The organism is Streptomyces sp. NPDC002265, assembly GCF_040296125.1.
GTDB lineage: Bacteria > Actinomycetota > Actinomycetes > Streptomycetales > Streptomycetaceae > Streptomyces.
The window spans coordinates 74,135-90,078 of record NZ_JBEOWS010000003.1 but is presented as its reverse complement, the minus strand read 5'-3'; the positions used below and the strand labels follow the sequence as shown (position 1 = coordinate 90,078).

Here is a 15,944-nt window from a genome sequence, read left to right as displayed (position 1 = left end):
GTCTCCGGAGCCAAGGCGTAGCACGCGCACCCACCGGACGGCCGCCGCCCCGCACCGACGGGACGGCGGCCGTCCGTCGTCCGCGTCCGGCGCATTACGGGGTCAGAGGTTCCCGAGCGGTTCGATGTCGACCTTCACCGGTGTGCCCCACACGCGCAGCACCTCGTAGTCGGTGAACTCGTGCACGAGCCGGTAGGCCATCGCGGGCCGGGAGCCGCGCCGCTGGGCGGCGATGAACAGCTCCGCCTCCCGGCGGTCGCGGCGCGGGGTGCCGCACAGCTGCCACTCCTGCCCGTTCCACAGCTCCGGAAGCCAGCGCTGCTGCGGCTGCGGCCGGTCGGCGCGCACCCCGTAGCGGGACGGGCCGGTGGCGGGCTGCGGGTCCGGGGCGGGGCCGCTGAACTCGGAGCGGCGGGCGGCCCGGCGCCGGGTCTCGCACAGCAGGCACAGGTCGGGGGCGGAGGTGTCGACCGGGCCGTTCGGGTGCTCGGCGCACCGGGTGCTGGGCGCGGCCGTGGTGACGCTCTCCTCCAGCAGGTCCAGGGCGCGCCGCAGATCCGCCCTGACCTCGTGCAGCCGGGCGTCGGGCGTGTCGGTGCCGAGGGCCTCCCCGTGCTCGCCGAGCAGGCGGAGAGCACGACCGAGAGCCGTGAGCTGGGCGTGATTCATGGGGTCGGCGTAGTCCTTGGCTTCTCGGTGTCGAGCGTGATGCCGACGGGGGAGGGAAGGTCGACGGTCACTCCCCAGGGTACGAGGAGGTCCGCCGGTGGTGGCCGTCCTCGCGGGCGGAGACCGGGGCGGGGGCCTGGACGGTGGTCCCGGTGGAGACCGGGGCGGGGGTCTGGGCGGTGGTCCCGGTGGCGGCCGGTGCGGCCGTCCGGGCGGCGGTCGGGGCGGTGGTCCGGACGAGGTGGGTGAGGCCGAAGAGATAGGTCGCGGCGAAGCCGACCGCGTACCCCGTCAGCAGCCCGCCCGCGTAGATCGCGGCCGTCGGCGCCGCACCCCTGTTCCCGGCCAGCAGCGGGAACAGGGCCCAGCCCGACGGGCCGATCGCCTTCGCGCCCACATGGTCGCCGAGCATCGCGAAGCAGCCGATGAAGGCGCCGCCGGCCGCTCCACCGGCACAGGCGGTCAGGAACGGGCGGCCCAGGGGCAGGGAGACGCCGTAGACCAGGGGTTCGCCGACGCCCAGCAGACCTGCAGGGAGCGCCGATCTGATCGTCGTACGGATGGAGGTGTCGTGGCGCAGGCGGACGTACACCGCCAGTGCCGCGCCCACCTGGCCCGCGCCCGCCATCGCCAGGATGGGCAGCAGGACCGTGCTGCCCTGCTGCTCGATGAGGGTGGTGTGGATGGGGATCAACGCCTGGTGCAGGCCCAGCATGACCAGGGGCAGGAACAGGCCGCCGAGGACCAGGCCCGCGAAGGCGCCCGTGGTCGACAGCAGCCAGTTCGCGGTCGTGCCGATCGCCGCCGCGACCTGTCCGGCCGCGTACATCAGGCCGTACAGGGTGGCCAGGCCGGCGACCAGGACCGTGACGGCCGGGGTGAGCAGGACGTCCAGGGCGTCCGGGACCCGGCCGCGGCACCACTTCTCGACGTACGTGCCCAGCAGGGCCGCCGCGAGCGCCCCCAGCACCCCGCCCTGGCCGGGGGCGAGGGCCGTCCCGAACACCGTCACCTTCGCGACGCCCGGGTAGACCACCACGGCCGCCACCGCGCCGCCCAGGATCGGCGTCCCGCCGAACTCCTTCGCGGTGTTGTGGCCGACGAACACGGCGATCAGCGCCATGAAGGCGGAGGCGACGGCCGACAGGGCGGGGGCGAGGCCGGGCAGCAGGCCGTTGTTCACCAGCAGCCCGGCCACGCCCGCCAGCACCCCGCAGCCGATCAGCGCCGGGATCAGCGGCACGAAGATGTCCGCCACGCGGCGCAGCACCGCCTTCGCGGGAGCGCCGGCGCGCCGCCGCTCCCCGGGCGGCACGGCACCCCGGGCCGCCGGATCCGCGGCCGCCGTGCTCCGGGCCGCCGGATCCGCAACCGCCGTGCTTCCGGCCGCCGGATCCGCCGCCGTGCTTCCGGCCGTCGGATCGGCGGCCGCGGCGACCCGCACCAGCTCCTCGAACTCAGCCGTCACCCGTGCCACCGCCCCCGGCCCCAGGACGATCTGGTACGTGCCGTCGGCGACGACACCGAGGACACCCGGCAGGGCGCGCAGCGCCGCCTCGTCGACCCGCGCGGGATCGGTCAGCCCCAGCCGCAGCCGGGTCATGCAGTGGGCGACGGAGGTGACGTTGGCGGGGCCGCCGACCAGAGGGAGGATCGCGGCGGCGGTGGAGGCGGGATCGGTGCGCACCCGTCGAGCGTGCGGCTCAGCCCCCGGCCGCCGCCAGCGCGGCGCGCAGATGGCCGTGCGACTCCTCCAGAAGGCGGGCGGCCGTCGGACCGTCCACCCCGGCCAGGATCGCCAGGATCGCGTGCTTCACCTCGCCGCCGGTGGCCGTCAGCGCCCGCTCGATCTCCGGGTCGTTCGCGCCGGTGGCGAGCGCGACGATCCGGCGGGAACGGGCGCGCAGCTTCTCGTTCGAGGCGCGGACGTCGACCATCAGGTTCCCGTACGTCTTGCCCAGCCGGATCATCGTGATCGTCGAGATCATGTTGAGCACCAGCTTCTGCGCCGTGCCCGCCTTCAGCCGGGTGGAGCCGGTGAGCAGTTCGGGCCCGACGACGATCTCGATGCCGTGCTCGGCGGCACCGGCCAGCGCGCTGCCCGCGTTGCAGGCGAGCCCGATCGTCAGCGCGCCGCGCGCCCGGGCGTGCTCCACGGCGCCGATCGCGTACGGGGTGCGCCCGGAGGCCGAGACGCCGACCACCGTGTCGTCGGCGGTCAGGGCGAGGGCGTCGAGGTCGGCCCGGGCCAGCTCCCCGGAGTCCTCCGCGCCCTCGACCGAGGTGACCAGGGCGTCGGGGCCGCCCGCGATCAGGCCGACGACCTGGCCGGGCCGGGTGTCGAAGGTGGGCGGGCACTCGGAGGCGTCCAGCACGCCGAGCCGGCCGGCCGTCCCGGCCCCGGCGTAGACCAGACGCCCGCCCCGGGCCATCCGCTCCGCCACGGCGTCGATGGCGGCGGCGATCTCCGGCAGCCGTGCGGCGACCGCGGCGGGCACGGAGGTGTCCTCGCCGTTCATGATCCGGGCGATGTCGAGGGTGGGCAGCCGGTCGATGTCGGCGAGCTCCGGGCGGAAGGCCTCGGTGGTGAGGCTCTCCAGCTCGGAGCGGAGGTCGTGCCGGGGGGACGTGGAGGTCATGGCTGTGGCTCTTTCGTGTCCTGCGGGTCGGCGATCGATCGGTCCTGCGCGTCGTGGACGTTCCCACCGCGCCCGCGTCGCCGCGGGCGGGGCGCCCGCCGTGGCCGGTGCCGCGGCCAGGTCTACCGATGCCGGTGGGCCAGCGCCTCGTACGACGCGGCCAGCGCCGGACCCGCCGTGTCGTACGTCCGCTGCGCCACCCCCACGAACAGACAGTCCACCACCAGCAGTTGACTGGTACGGGAGGACATCGCCGCGGGCCGCAGTTCACTCTCCCGGGCCGTGGACGTGGTCAGTACGTGATCGGCGTACTGGGTGACCGCACCGGCGGGCCGTCCGGTGATCGCCACCGTCGTCGCCCCGCGTTCGAACGCGACCCGCAGCGGTTCGATGACATCGCCCGTGGACCCGGAGTGCGTGATCGCGATCGCCACGTCCCCCGCGCGCAGCTGCACCGCGTTGGTGACGGCGAGATGCGGGTCGCTGTGCGCGTGCGCTATCAGCCCTATGCGCAGCAGCTTCTGGGTGAGGTCCTGGGCGACCAGGCCGGACGCCCCGATGCCGTACACGTCGATGCGGCGGGCGGCGGCGGCCGCGGCGACCGCCGCGCCGAGCTGCACGGTGTCGAGCCCGGCCGCGGTGTCGGCGAGGGTCTGCTGCTCGTCGTAGGCGAGCTTGGCCACCACGTCGGCGATCGGGTCGTCGACCGCGATGTCGGTGGTGATCGCGGGGGCCCGTCCCGACTGCTGCTGCGCGGCCAGGCCGGCGAGGGCGAGCCGCAGGTCGCGGTAGCCGGGGTAGCCGAGCAGCCGGGCGGTGCGCACCACGGTCGCCTCGCTGGTGCCGGTGAGTTCGGCCAGGCCGGTGACCGTGAGCGCCGCGCAGCCGGCCGGATCGCCCGCGACGGCCTCGGCGACGCGCTGCATGGAGCGGGTCATCGAGGGGGCGAGGGTGCGGACCTTGGCCGCGAGGGCGGCGGGGGCGGGCGGGCCGGCGACGGGTGAACCGGAGCTTCCGAAAATTTCCTTCACGTCCTGGGTCACCCTTGAAAGATATTTTCGGCTCGGTGTCGGGGTCAAGAGTGCGCACAATGGGTGCATGGACCCCATCAGCCCCCTGGAGAAGGCACTGCACGCCGCGCGTGCCCTGGTGCTCGCCGACCTGGTCGCCGGCCAGGTGGCGGAGGCGGACGTGGTCTCGCTGGTCGAGGACTCCGTGGTGCAGCGGCGCTGGTGGGTGGAGCAGTGGCCGGACGGCCTGGACTACGTGGCCGGGCTGGTCGCGCAGGACGTCCAGGACGCGCTGCTGGAGCGGTACGGCCGCTGGCCGCTGTGCCCGGTCTGCGGCTCCGGCGACCCGCACGCCCTGGACGTCGAACCGGAACTCGGACCCGACCCGCACTGGGTGTGCCACCAGGCGGGCGTGAAGGTCGCGGCGGTGGGTGCGCTCGGGTCGGCCACGGACGGGACGCCCTCGTCGTGAGCGACCGGACCGGGACACCGGCGGCGGAGCTCCCGGGGACTCGCGGGGCGCGCCCGTGACGATCTACATCGATCCGCCCACCTGGCCCGGCCACGGCCGGGTGTGGTCGCATGTCGTCAGCGATGCCTCCTACGACGAACTGCACCTGTTCGCCGATGGGCTGGGCGTGCCGCGGAGGGCCTTCGAGCGCGACCACTACGACCTTCCCTCGCACCGCTACGCCGACGCGGTCGCCGCCGGTGCGGTCGAGGTCAGCAGCCGCGAGGTGGTGCGGCTGCTGACGCTGTCCGGCCTGCGCAGACGCAAGGGTGATGTCGGCCGGTGAACACCGTCAGCCGGTGAACACCGGCTCCATCGTGCGCCACCAGGCGGTGAGGCTCGCCAGGTCGGGACCGGTGATCTGTACGAGCGAGGGCCGGTCGTAGTAACTGCAGAGGATGACCTGCTGTCCGGAGTCCGTCAGGAAGCAGACGAAGTCGCCGCCGGCCTTGTCGGGCGTGTCGTTCTCGCTCCAGATGCCGGACCCGGTGGCCTGTGTCTGGCAGTTGTCGCCGGGCGGTACACGGGTGGCGAAGCTCTGGAAGACGACGTCCCGGGCGTACTTGGACGGGTACGTCGCGACGGTCGCCTTGCCGGTGCGCGGGATGCCGTACTCGTCCTTGGTGGTCACCGTGCAGAGCAGGGAGGCCTTCGCGCCGGGCGATGGGTCGGGCACACAGCTCTTGCGGGACCACTGGTCGCTGTTGAGCGAGTCGCGCAGCTCGCGCTGGGCATCGGTCAGGCCGTCCGCGCCGCCGTCGCCGGAGCTTCCGTCGTCGCCGGACGCGCCCCCGGAGTCGGTCGTGCTGCCGGCGTCGGAGGTCCCGCCGTCGCCGGTCGTACCATCGCCGGTCCCGCCGCCGTCGTCCGATGTGCCGCCCGAGTCCGATGTGCCGCCGTCGCCCGACGCGCCCCCCCGGCCACCGGTGGCCGTGCCGGCGGAGCTGCTGGAGCCGGTCGTGCCGCCCCCCTGCGTGCCTTCCCCGCCGAACCTTCCCGTTTGGTACAGGCCCACCACGGCGAGCACCGTACTGATCACCACTCCGATGACGGTCCAGCGCACGCCCCACCGTGCCAGCCGATGGGCGTCGGGGTCCGGAAGCGGGGGGCCGGGCGGCTCCGGTGGTGCGTACCGGCCGTTCCGGCTCATGACATCTCCCCGCTTCCCCCGACGCGTACGACCGCGGACAGCACGGCCGTACCGGAATTATTCGGGACCGTTCGGAAGCCCGGGGAGGGAAAGCGCGAAGATCGGATCCCCCTACGCCAGGTCCAGGTCAGTCGCGCAGCTCATACGCGTACTCCGCCTCGCCTTCGCCGACCTGTGTGAATCCGGCCCGTTCGAGCACGCCCTGCGACGGGGCGTTGTCCCGGTCGACGGTCGCGAACACGGAGCGTACGTCGTCACGGTCCAGCGCCCACTGCGACAGCGCGCGCAGCGCCTCGGTGGCGTAGCCCTGGCCGCGCGCGCCCTCGACGAGGTCGTAGCCGATCTCCGCGCGCCCCTGCTCGTCGGGGGCGCCGTGGAAGCCCATGCCGCCGACCGCGCGGCCGTCCTCGGTGCGCACGAGGGCGAACACGCCCCACTCGGGCCGGTGCACCCCGGCCTCGTACGCCTTCACCAGCATCCCGGCGGCGTCCCGCGTCCCCTCGAACGGGCCGCCCTCGATCCACTCGAACCCGCCGTCGCCGCCCTGGCGCAGGTCGCGGGCGGCGGCGGGGGTGATGCCCTGGAGGGTGAGACGTGCGGCCGGTACGACGAGGTTGTTGCTCCAGCGCCAGTCGGTGACGGGCGCGCGCCCGGCCAGGTCGCCGCGGCCGGTGGCCCACAGCAGGGTGGCCCAGGGCGTCGGGCCCGGCCGGACCTGCGGGAAGATCCGGGTGAGGACGGCCTCGGCGAGGTCGGGGGAGGGCTCGTAGCCGATCCCGAGACCTTCGGCGATGTCGTGGGTGTGCAGCAGCACCTCGGTGACGCCCATCGCGGCGAAGCCCTCGCGGTTCGCGCTGCGGAACGGGAACGGGTGGAAGGCGCGGACCTCGCGCGGGGTGGTGCGCAGGGTGGCGACGAGCAGGGCGCCGGTCGTCTCCAGGACCTGAAGGACACCGGCGTTGTCCGTCGGGTCGAGTCCGTCCTCGTCCCCGTCGAGGGTGATCTCGAAGGGGACGTACCGCTGCTGCGCCCGGCCCGCCAGCTGTCCGGCGTAGGCGAGGAGGGCGCCCGCGACGTGCGCGGCCGTCTCCCGGCAGTCCCACTCCAGCCGGCCGGCCTTCACCGCGGTCCAGTCCGTGTCCACGGCCTTGCCCAGCGTCGCGACACAGCCCGCGACGGCCTCTTCCATCTGTTCCCCGCCCCATGCATGCATGGGGGGCAGCGTAGGGGCGGGGCCGTCCTCAGAGCGACAGCATTTCCAGCTCCGAGCGGAGGTTGTGACGCGCCGTGGCCTCCCAGTGCCCGGTGGCGAACGGGGTGCGGAACAGCCTTGGCAGGTCGAGGAGTTGGCGCAGGATCGCCGACCTGCCCGCGCGGAAGGCGTCGTCCGGGACGAAGTGGTACTCCTGGCGGACGGCGGCCGTGTAGGCGGCGTACGCGGCGGGCGGCCCGGCCAGCACCGCGAGGTCGGCGTCGCACAGCACCTGGCCGTTGCGGTCGTCCTCGGCCGGGTCGTGGCCGACGGTCAGCCGGACCAGCCGGGCGACCTCGGCCGTGCGCGCGGCGCCGACGCCTGCCTCGGGGAGCGCGCGTTCGGCGAGGCGGGCGGAGCGCTCCTCGTTCTCCGACCGCTCGGGCAGGTAGACCGCGTCGTGGAACCAGGCGGCCAGCCGCACCGCGGCGGGGTCGTCGGCGTACTCCTCCAGCGTGTCGACGTGGTCCAGCACCGCAGTCAGATGGGTGACCGTGTGGTACCTGCGCTGCGGCTCCGACCAGCGGCGCAGCAGCTCGTCGGCGTACGGCCACGGGTCGGGGTGAGCGGCGCCCTCCCGGGCCGCGAGCAGGGTGGGCAGCCAGCGGGAGCGCAGGGCGTGCAGAGCGCCGGGGTCGACGGGGCCGACGCGACCGCCGGGGTCGACGGGACCGGTGGGATCAGTCATGGGGCCATTCTCCCGTGGGGGGCCGACGGCGGCCTAGCGTGTAGGCATGACTGACTGGACATCAGGCGAACGGGACCCCGAGCTGCCCGGGCAGCTCCTGACGATCGAGCGGGACGCGCTGATCCCGCTGCTGCGGACCAGGAAGGACGAGGACTTCGCGCTGCCCACCGCGGCGTGTCCGGGCTGGACGGTGCGGGATGTGCTCGCGCACGCCGCGGCCGTGTTGAGCCGGGTGGTGGAGGGCCGGTTCGAGGAGGGCGTGTTCTCGCCCGAGTCCAACGACCGTGACATCGCCGAGCGCGCCGGGTGGACGAACGCGCAGGTCGTCGACGAGCTGGAGCGCGGGATGACCGAGGCGGGCCCGGTGATCGCCCGGACCGACGGCAGGCTCGACGGGATCGCGCTGGGGGAGTGGGTGCACGCCGGGGACGTACGCGAGGCGCTCGGGGAGCCGGGGGCGTACGCCGGGGACGGACTGCCGTACGCGCTCGCGCTCCTCGCCCGGATCAGCCGTGAGCGCGGCCGGCTGCCGATGCACGCCGACCTCGACGACGTGGACGAACCGCTGGCCCTCGGCGATCACCGGGCCGGGCGCACCCCGGCGCGCTACATCGGCGACGCCACCGTCCTCGTACGGCTGTACACGGGGCGTCCGGTGCGCAGCGGCTCGTACGAACTGGCCGGTGCGCCGGAAGGGGAACTGAACCTCTTCGGCTGACCCCGGCGGCGGAGCGGGCCGTCGGCGCGGGCCGCCGCGCTCTCGCGGCCGCCGGGCAGGTGGGCGTACCCTGAGATTGGACTAGACCTGTAGTCGCGCCGGGGGCCCGGGAATCCGGGCAGCCCAAGAGAAGGGGACCTATGAGCACGCGTGCAGTCCTGGAGGTGATCGCCCTCGACGCCGTGGACGCGGTCGCCGCCCAGGCCGGAGGCGCGGACCGCCTTGAGCTGGTCACCGACATGGCCGCCGACGGGCTCACCCCGCCGGTGCGGACCTTCGCCGGGATCAGGGCCGCCGTCGACATCGATCTGCGCGTGATGCTCCGGCTCACGGACGGCTTCGCGGCCGGGGACCTCGACCGGCTGGCGCAGGCCGCCCGCGAGCTGCGGGCGGCCGGGGCCACCGAGTTCGTGCTCGGCTTCCTCGACGGGCACGGCGGCGTCGACCTGGACGCGGTCGAGCGGATCGTCGGCGAACTGGACGGCGCCGCCTGGACCTTCCACCGGGCCGTCGACCGCGCCGCCGACCGGGACGCCCTGCGCAAGCAGCTCGACGGCCTGCCCGGACTGGACACCTACCTCACCGCCGGTTCGCCGCACGGCGTCGACGACGGTCTGCCCACGCTGCTGGCCGAGGCGGCCCGAAGCGGGGAACCCGGCTACGAGCCGCGGCTCCTCGTCGGCGGCGGCCTGCGGCTCGACCATGTGCCGACGCTGCTCGCCGCACGGATCGACGGCTTCCACATCGGCGGCGCGGCCCGGCCGGACGGCTGGTCGGGCCCGGTGTCGGCCACCGCGGTCGAGGAGTGGCGGCGGGCGGTCGACGGGCAGTGACGCCGGCCGGCCGGTCAGCCGGCCGGCAGATCGGCCGGTGAGCCGGTGAGCTGGCCGGGCAGCGGGGCCGCGTGCGTGACGATCAGTCCCGACACCGCCCGGGTCAGCGCCACGTACAGACGGCGCAGCCCGGTGCGCTCGTCCGGTTCGCCGTCCACCACGGCCTGCGGCTCGTCCAGGACCACGTAGTCGTACTCCAGGCCCTTGGCGAGCGAGGCCGGGACCAGGGTCAGCCGGGTCTGCCGGGTCGTCTCCTCGCCGGGCGCCAGATACCCGAGCCCGGCCGCCGTGAGCGCCTCGGCGAGCGCCGGGATCCGGGCGTCGGCCGCGATCAGGCCGGTCGAGCCCTCGTTGCCCAGCAACTCCGTGCAGGCCGCGACCACTTCACCGGTGCCGGTGACCGGGCGCAGATCGAAGAAGCCGGGGTTCTCGCGGACCGACGCGACCGGGGTCAGCCCCGGGGCGATGTGCGGCAGCAGCCGGGAGGCGTACGTGATGACGTCCGTCGGTACGCGGAAACCGGCGGTCAGCTCCTCGACCACGCCGTCCGACTTGCCGAGGTGCGTCAGCGCCTCGTCCCAACTCCGGGTCGCCCACGGGGTGGTGCCCTGCGCCAGATCGCCGAGCACGGTCGCCGAACCGGTGGTGCAGCGCCTGCCCACCGCCCGGTACTGCATGGGCGAGAGGTCCTGCGCCTCGTCCAGCACCACATGCCCCAGGGAGTGCGTCCGCTGGGTCAGGTCGGTCGCCTCGTCGATCAACACCGCGTCGGCCAGGGACCACTTGGCCGCCCTGACGCTCCGTGCGGGCTTCGCCCACAGGATCGCCTTCTGCTCCTCCTCGGTGAGGATCCCGGCCGCGTGCTCGGCGAGGAAGTCCGCCTCCGCCAGCAGCCGCAGCACGAGCTTCGCCGGGTCGACGAGCGGCCAGAGCTCCTTCACCGCCGCCTTCACCGCGGTGTTGCGGGCCACCGCGTCCTGCACCCGGTCGTCCGGCGCCTCGCCCGACCGCTCCATCTGCACCAGCACCGCGTGCGCGACACGCTGCGGCAGAGCCTCGCGGGCGGCGCCGTAGCGCATGTCGCGCGCCAGCAACTCGCGGACGATGTCCTCCAGTTCGTACGCGGGTACGCGCCAGCGCCGGGAGCCGCGCACCACCATGACCGGCTCGGTGGGCAGCGTGACATGGGAGTACAGGGCCCGCCTGAGCACCTCGGCCATCCGGGCGTCACCCTTGACGACCGCGGCCGTCGCGTCGTCCGTGCCCCGGATCTCCACCTGGCCCACCAGGTCGTCGACCGTGGCCTGCCGGACCGTCAGCTCGCCCAGCGCGGGCAGCACCTGCTCGATGTAGTTCAGGAAGGACCGGTTCGGTCCGATGACCAGGGTGCCGGTGCGGGCGAGCCGCTCCCGGTGGGCGTACAGGAGGTAGGCGACACGGTGCAGGCCGACGGCCGTCTTCCCGGTCCCCGGACCGCCCTGCACACAGACCGTCCCGCCCAGCCCGCTGCGCACGATCTCGTCCTGCTCGGGCTGGATGGTGGCCACGATGTCGCGCATCGGCCCGACACGCGGACGCTCGATCTCCTGCTGGAGCAGCTTGCTGGTGCGCGCCGTCTCGGCGGGGTCCGAGAGGTGCTCGTCCTCGTACGCCGTGAGGTCGCCGCCCGTGTACCCGAAGCGACGGCGCAGCCCGACGTCCATCGGGTCCTTCTTGGACGCCCGGTAGAACGGCTGCGAGACCGGCGCACGCCAGTCGATCACCATCGGGTCGCCGTCCCCGTCGTGCACGTGCCGGCGCCCGATGTAGAACTGCTCGCCCTCCGCGCCCTCGGCCTGCTCGGCGCCGGGCGCGTGCAGGTAGTCGAGCCGGCCGAAGAACAGCGGGGTGTCGCTGAGGTCGGCCAGCGCCTTGATGCGGTCGTCGATCTGGCGGGCGAGGACCTCGGCGTTGACCCAGTTCGCGGTGACGTCGCGGATGTCGAGGGACTCGACGTCCTCGCGCATCGCGCGCAGCGCGGACCGGGACGAGGTGAGGTGGGCGCGCTCGCGGGAGAGGGGATCGTCGGCGGACGGCGTGGACAAGGGAGTGCCTCCGGGGCCTGCTGCGGGATGACGACTGGTGCGCCGTGGCCGGTGAGTGGCCACGGGGATGCCGCCCGGTTTCCGTCCGGCCGGCCGCGCTCCGGGAGGGAGGCGGGCAAGAGCGGAGATTGTAGGCGAGCGGGCCGTCCGGAAGCGAACGGTTTTCCGCGAGCCTCCCGCAGGCCCAGGAGGTTCCAGGTCTCCCCTAGGGGACATCCCCTCCGCCCCGGAGGCGTCCGCTCGGCCCACGGGTGTACGCGGGGACGGTACGGGCTCGACCTCTCGTCCGATGCCCCTTTCGTCCAGGGAAGGCCACTATGGAGATATGAGTGCAGCCATCGTCACCCCAGTGCCGAACCGCCCCTCCGGGGCCACCCCGCTCACCGGGAGCCATCCGCACCGCTTCGGCGACGCCCTGCGCGCCGTGAAGGTGTTCCTGGGGGCGGCCTTCGACGTGGTCATCCTCGGGGAGTACGGCGAGGAGGCGGGCGTCCGCCACAAATGACATCCTAGGGTCACTGCGTGACCCGTCGATCACCCTCCGCAACCTCCCTTCTGCTGCTGGCGGTCTCCCTCGCCGCCTTCGTCGCCCTGTGCGTGGTGCAGCGCGCCCCGATGGCCGACGCGCTGGTCTACCGCGCCGAGGGCGCGGCCGTCCTGGACGGTGGCGGCGATCTCTACGGCTTCACCGTCACCCGGTGGCACCTCCCGGCCACCTACCCGCCCTTCGCGGCGCTGCTGTTCACCCCGGCGGCCTGGCTGCCCGTCCCCGTGGTGAAGGCGGCGTTCCTCGCGGGCAATGCGCTGCTGCTCGCCCGGCTGGTCCAGCTCTCCGCCCGGCTCGCGGGCCGTCCGCTCGGATCCTCCGCCCTGTGCGCCGCCACGGCCCTGGCGCTCTGGCTGGAGCCGGTCTTCCAGACCGTGCTGTTCGGCCAGGTCAACCTGGTCGTGACCGTCCTGGTGCTGTGGGACCTCACCCGCCCGCCGGGCGCCCCTGGCCGGGGCGTCGCCCTCGGTGTCGCGGCGGGGATCAAACTCACCCCCGCGCTCTTCGTCGTGCACCTGCTGCTGCGCGGCAGGCGCCGGGAGGCGGCCACCGCGACGGCCGCGTCCGGCGCCACCGCCCTGCTCGGCGCCCTGGCGCTGCCCGCTGCCAGCGCCGACTTCTGGACCCGCCGCCTCTACGACACCGGCCGCGTCGGCAAGCCCTGGATCGTCGACAACCAGTCCCTCCAGGGCCTGACGGCCCGCCTCCTCGGCGACCCGGCGCCCGGCCCCGCCTGGGCGCTCCCCGCGCTCGCCGTCGCCGTCTGCGGCCTGTGGCTCGCCGCGCGTGCCGCACGGGAGCGGCACGCGGTGCTGCTCACCGCGTTCACCGCGCTGCTGGTGTCGCCGGTCAGCTGGTCCCACCACTGGGTGTGGTGCGTCCCGCTGATCGCCGTACTGCTGGCGGACGGACACCTGCGTACGGCGCTGCTGACCACCGCGCTGTTCACCGCCCGCACGATGTGGCTGCTGCCGCACCAGGGCGATCTGGACCTGCGGTTGCCCTGGTGGCAGCAGCCGCTGGCGGCGCCGTATCCGCTGCTGGGCTGTGTGCTGCTGGCGGGCGCGGCCTGCCGTGGACGGCGGGCCGCCCCGGTCCCCGAAGACCCGTGGTGGCCCGGGACGGCGGCCCGGCCCCAGGTCCCGGCCCGGCGGGGCCAGCCGGCTCCGGATCCGGCCCCGGCCCCCGCGGAGCGTCCCCGTCAGCCCTCCGACAGCAGCTCGTCCGCGTCCACGATCCGGTAGGAGTAGCCCTGCTCGGCGAGGAACCGCTGGCGGTGCGCCGCGAAGTCCTGGTCGATCGTGTCGCGGGCGACGACCGAGTAGAAGTGGGCCTGGTGGCCGTCGGCCTTGGGCCGCAGCACCCGGCCCAGCCGCTGGGCCTCCTCCTGCCGCGAGCCGAACGTGCCCGAGACCTGGATGGCGACGGTGGCCTCCGGCAGGTCGATGGAGAAGTTGGCCACCTTCGACACCACCAGCACGCTGATCTCGCCCTCGCGGAAGGCGTCGAAGAGCTTCTCGCGCTGTGCGTTCGACGTCTCGCCCTTGATCACGGGCGCGTTCAGGTGCTCGCCCAGCTCGTCGAGCTGGTCGATGTACTGGCCGATGACGAGGATCTGCTGGCCGGCGAAGCGCCGCACGATCGCCTCGGTCACCTTCCGCTTCGTCGCGGTCGTGGCGCAGAAGCGGTACTTCTCCTCGGCCTCGGCGGTCGCGTAGGCCAGCCGCTCGGAGTCGGTGAGGTTCACCCGGACCTCGACACAGTCCGCGGGCGCGATGTAGCCCTGCGCCTCGATCTCCTTCCACGGCGCGTCGAACCGCTTGGGCCCGATCAGCGAGAACACGTCCGACTCGCGGCCGTCCTCGCGCACCAGGGTCGCGGTGAGCCCGAGCCGGCGCCGGGCCTGGAGGTCGGCGGTGAACTTGAAGACGGGCGCGGGCAGCAGATGCACCTCGTCGTAGACGATCAGCCCCCAGTCCCGGGAGTCGAACAGCTCCAGGTGCGGGTAGACGCCCTTACGCCGGGTGGTGAGCACCTGGTACGTGGCGATGGTGACGGGCCGGATCTCCTTGCGCGTGCCGCTGTACTCGCCGATCTCGTCCTCGGTGAGCGAGGTCCGTTTCACCAGCTCGTGCTTCCACTGCCGGGCGGAGACGGTGTTGGTGACGAGGATCAGCGTGGTCGACGAGGCCTGCGCCATCGCCCCGGCCCCGACCAGCGTCTTGCCCGCGCCGCACGGCAGCACGACGACACCGCTGCCGCCGTGCCAGAAGTTCTCCACGGCCTGCTTCTGGTACGGCCGCAGCGCCCAGCCGTCCTCGGCCAGCTCGATCGGGTGCGCCTCGCCGTCGACGTACCCGGCGAGGTCCTCGGCCGGCCAGCCCAGCTTCAGCAGCGTCTGCTTGATCTGCCCGCGCTCGGAGGGGTGCACGACGACCGTGTCGGGGTCGATGCGGGCGCCCACCAGCGGGGCGATCCGCTTGGAGCGCAGCACCTCCTCCAGCACCGGCCGGTCGGTGGTGGTCAGGACCAGCCCGTGCGCGGGGTCCTTGGACAGCGTCAGCCGGCCGTAGCGGTCCATCGTCTCCGCGATGTCGACGAGCAGCGCGTGCGGCACGGGGTAGCGGCTGTAGTGCACGAGCGCGTCCACGACCTGCTCGGCGTCGTGGCCGGCGGCCCGCGCGTTCCACAGGCCGAGCGGGGTAAGCCGGTAGGTGTGGATGTGCTCCGGCGCCCGCTCCAGCTCCGCGAACGGGGCGATGGCCCGGCGGCAGTCGTCGGCCTGCTCGTGGTCGACTTCGAGGAGCAGGGTCTTGTCGGACTGGACGATCAGCGGACCGTTCACGCGGGGCTGCCTTTCTGGATGGCGCGGCATGGCCAAACGTCCAGTGTGCCCTACCGGCCGTCGGCGCGGTCGGTCCCGGACGAAGGTCCGCCGGTGCCCGGGGCGCGGCCGACGGAGATGTCCGGACCGTTGTGAAAAGTGGTTTCTTCATTCTCCCGCGCAACCCTGTCCGCCCGGCGGCTGTCTGACCTGGACGAAGCGGCGCGGTCCCGGCGGCGCGGTGAGGAGCTCACGGAATGTCGGTACGCAGATGGGGCACCGGCGTGGGAGCCGCGGCGGTGCTGGTGGCGACGGGCTCGTGGGTCATGACGCGTCCCGCGGACATCGACACGCGGCTGTGGGACGAGGTGGGGCCCGTGATCGAGGCCCGGCTGGTGGCGCAGTCGCAGGGCAGCGGGTACGGGGAGAGCGTGCCCGAGCTGGAGGCACGGTGGTTCTGCCGGGCGAAGGCGCTGGAGATGGAGCGGCGCGGGGACCGGATCCGGGCCGGTGTGGACACGCTGTGCATGGAGTACGGGGTGCGCGGCGGCGCTCTGGTGGAGTGCAGCGGCTCCCATGTCCCGCAGGTGGTCCGGCTGGAGCGGGAGCCGGACGGCGGCTACCGCGTGGTGTCCCAGGAGGAACCGCCGGACGGCGCCGGATACGGGGAGTGGGAAGCGGACCACTTCGGGTTCGCCGCCCGGTCCGTGCTCGACGGCGCCGACCGGCCCTCGGCGCTGGAGGCCGCCGCCCGCAGGCACTTCGGCCTGCCCGAGGGCGCCCGCGTGGAGGACTGCTGACCGCGTACGCCGGGTCCGCGCACGTGAGGACCGCGCACGTGAGGTCCGCGTACGCGACTACCGGGCACGTGACTACCGGGCACGCGGCCACCGGCCACGTGTGGACCGGCCACGTGTGGACCGGGCACGTGAGGTCCGCGTACGCGACTACCGGGCACGTGACTACCGGGCACGCGGCCACCGGCCACGTGTGGACCGGCCACGTGTGGACCGGGCACG

The 15,944-nt window shown here is 73.9% G+C and carries 16 protein-coding genes; 7 read left to right on the top strand and 9 right to left on the bottom strand.

Annotation, left to right across the window (positions count from 1 at the left end; translation table 11 throughout):
- Positions 1-102 precede the first annotated feature (102 nt).
- The 4 genes from ABT085_RS01225 to ABT085_RS01210 all read right to left on the bottom strand — a co-directional run bounded on the left by ABT085_RS01225 (position 103) and on the right by ABT085_RS01210 (position 4,351).
- Positions 103-669: a hypothetical protein gene (locus ABT085_RS01225; RefSeq protein WP_351600243.1), complete on the bottom strand. Its 567-nt coding sequence runs from the start codon at positions 667-669 to the stop codon at positions 103-105.
- Between the two features lie 67 nt (positions 670-736).
- A complete protein-coding gene (locus tag ABT085_RS01220) occupies positions 737-2,356 on the bottom strand; it encodes a PTS transporter subunit EIIC (protein WP_351600241.1) in 1,620 nt (539 codons plus the stop codon).
- Between the two features lie 16 nt (positions 2,357-2,372).
- Positions 2,373-3,308, bottom strand: a complete 936-nt coding sequence (murQ, locus tag ABT085_RS01215; protein ID WP_351600239.1) for an N-acetylmuramic acid 6-phosphate etherase — start codon at positions 3,306-3,308, stop codon at positions 2,373-2,375.
- A 122-nt stretch (positions 3,309-3,430) separates the two neighbouring features.
- Positions 3,431-4,351: a MurR/RpiR family transcriptional regulator gene (locus ABT085_RS01210; RefSeq protein WP_351600237.1), complete on the bottom strand. Its 921-nt coding sequence runs from the start codon at positions 4,349-4,351 to the stop codon at positions 3,431-3,433.
- A gap of 55 nt (positions 4,352-4,406) precedes the next feature.
- On the opposite strand from ABT085_RS01210, the gene ABT085_RS01205 reads away from it, so the two are divergent.
- Positions 4,407-4,790: a DUF8819 family protein gene (locus ABT085_RS01205; RefSeq protein ID WP_351600235.1), complete on the top strand. Its 384-nt coding sequence runs from the start codon at positions 4,407-4,409 to the stop codon at positions 4,788-4,790.
- A 55-nt stretch (positions 4,791-4,845) separates the two neighbouring features.
- A complete protein-coding gene (locus tag ABT085_RS01200) occupies positions 4,846-5,115 on the top strand; it encodes a DUF4031 domain-containing protein (protein ID WP_351600233.1) in 270 nt (89 codons plus the stop codon).
- 6 nt (positions 5,116-5,121) lie between these two features.
- Here ABT085_RS01200 and ABT085_RS01195 read toward each other — a convergent pair whose 3' ends face one another.
- The 3 genes from ABT085_RS01195 to ABT085_RS01185 all read right to left on the bottom strand — a co-directional run bounded on the left by ABT085_RS01195 (position 5,122) and on the right by ABT085_RS01185 (position 7,919).
- On the bottom strand, positions 5,122-5,979 hold the full coding sequence (locus ABT085_RS01195) for a hypothetical protein (protein WP_351600231.1): 858 nt from the start codon (positions 5,977-5,979) through the stop codon (positions 5,122-5,124).
- Positions 5,980-6,106: 127 nt separating this feature from the next.
- Entirely contained in the window at positions 6,107-7,168 is a 1,062-nt protein-coding gene (locus tag ABT085_RS01190) for a GNAT family N-acetyltransferase (protein ID WP_351600251.1), read from the bottom strand.
- Between the two features lie 52 nt (positions 7,169-7,220).
- Positions 7,221-7,919, bottom strand: coding sequence for an HD domain-containing protein (locus ABT085_RS01185; RefSeq protein WP_351600229.1), 699 nt, complete (start codon positions 7,917-7,919; stop codon positions 7,221-7,223).
- Positions 7,920-7,965: 46 nt separating this feature from the next.
- Between ABT085_RS01185 and ABT085_RS01180 the strand changes: the two genes are divergently transcribed.
- Complete coding sequence (locus ABT085_RS01180) at positions 7,966-8,637, top strand: maleylpyruvate isomerase family mycothiol-dependent enzyme (protein WP_351600227.1); 672 nt, start codon at positions 7,966-7,968, stop codon at positions 8,635-8,637.
- A 140-nt stretch (positions 8,638-8,777) separates the two neighbouring features.
- Positions 8,778-9,470, top strand: coding sequence for a copper homeostasis protein CutC (locus ABT085_RS01175; protein WP_351600225.1), 693 nt, complete (start codon positions 8,778-8,780; stop codon positions 9,468-9,470).
- 14 nt (positions 9,471-9,484) lie between these two features.
- Here ABT085_RS01175 and ABT085_RS01170 read toward each other — a convergent pair whose 3' ends face one another.
- Positions 9,485-11,554: a HelD family protein gene (locus tag ABT085_RS01170; RefSeq protein ID WP_351600223.1), complete on the bottom strand. Its 2,070-nt coding sequence runs from the start codon at positions 11,552-11,554 to the stop codon at positions 9,485-9,487.
- Between the two features lie 325 nt (positions 11,555-11,879).
- Here ABT085_RS01170 and ABT085_RS01165 point away from each other — a divergent pair, with 325 nt between their 5' ends.
- Positions 11,880-12,059 carry a hypothetical protein gene (locus ABT085_RS01165; RefSeq protein WP_351600222.1) on the top strand — a complete coding sequence of 60 codons (180 nt, stop codon included), beginning with the start codon at positions 11,880-11,882 and terminating at the stop codon, positions 12,057-12,059.
- A gap of 17 nt (positions 12,060-12,076) precedes the next feature.
- Positions 12,077-13,345, top strand: a complete 1,269-nt coding sequence (locus ABT085_RS01160) for a glycosyltransferase 87 family protein (protein WP_351600220.1) — start codon at positions 12,077-12,079, stop codon at positions 13,343-13,345.
- Here ABT085_RS01160 and ABT085_RS01155 read toward each other — a convergent pair.
- Positions 13,303-14,946 (bottom strand): DNA repair helicase XPB, encoded by a 1,644-nt coding sequence (locus ABT085_RS01155; protein WP_351600218.1) that lies wholly within the window; start codon positions 14,944-14,946, stop codon positions 13,303-13,305. The two genes, ABT085_RS01160 and ABT085_RS01155, sit on opposite strands and share 43 nt — an antisense overlap.
- Before the next feature lie 236 nt (positions 14,947-15,182).
- On the opposite strand from ABT085_RS01155, the gene ABT085_RS01150 reads away from it, so the two are divergent.
- Positions 15,183-15,725, top strand: a complete 543-nt coding sequence (locus tag ABT085_RS01150; RefSeq protein ID WP_351600216.1) for a hypothetical protein — start codon at positions 15,183-15,185, stop codon at positions 15,723-15,725.
- Positions 15,726-15,944: the final 219 nt, after the last annotated feature.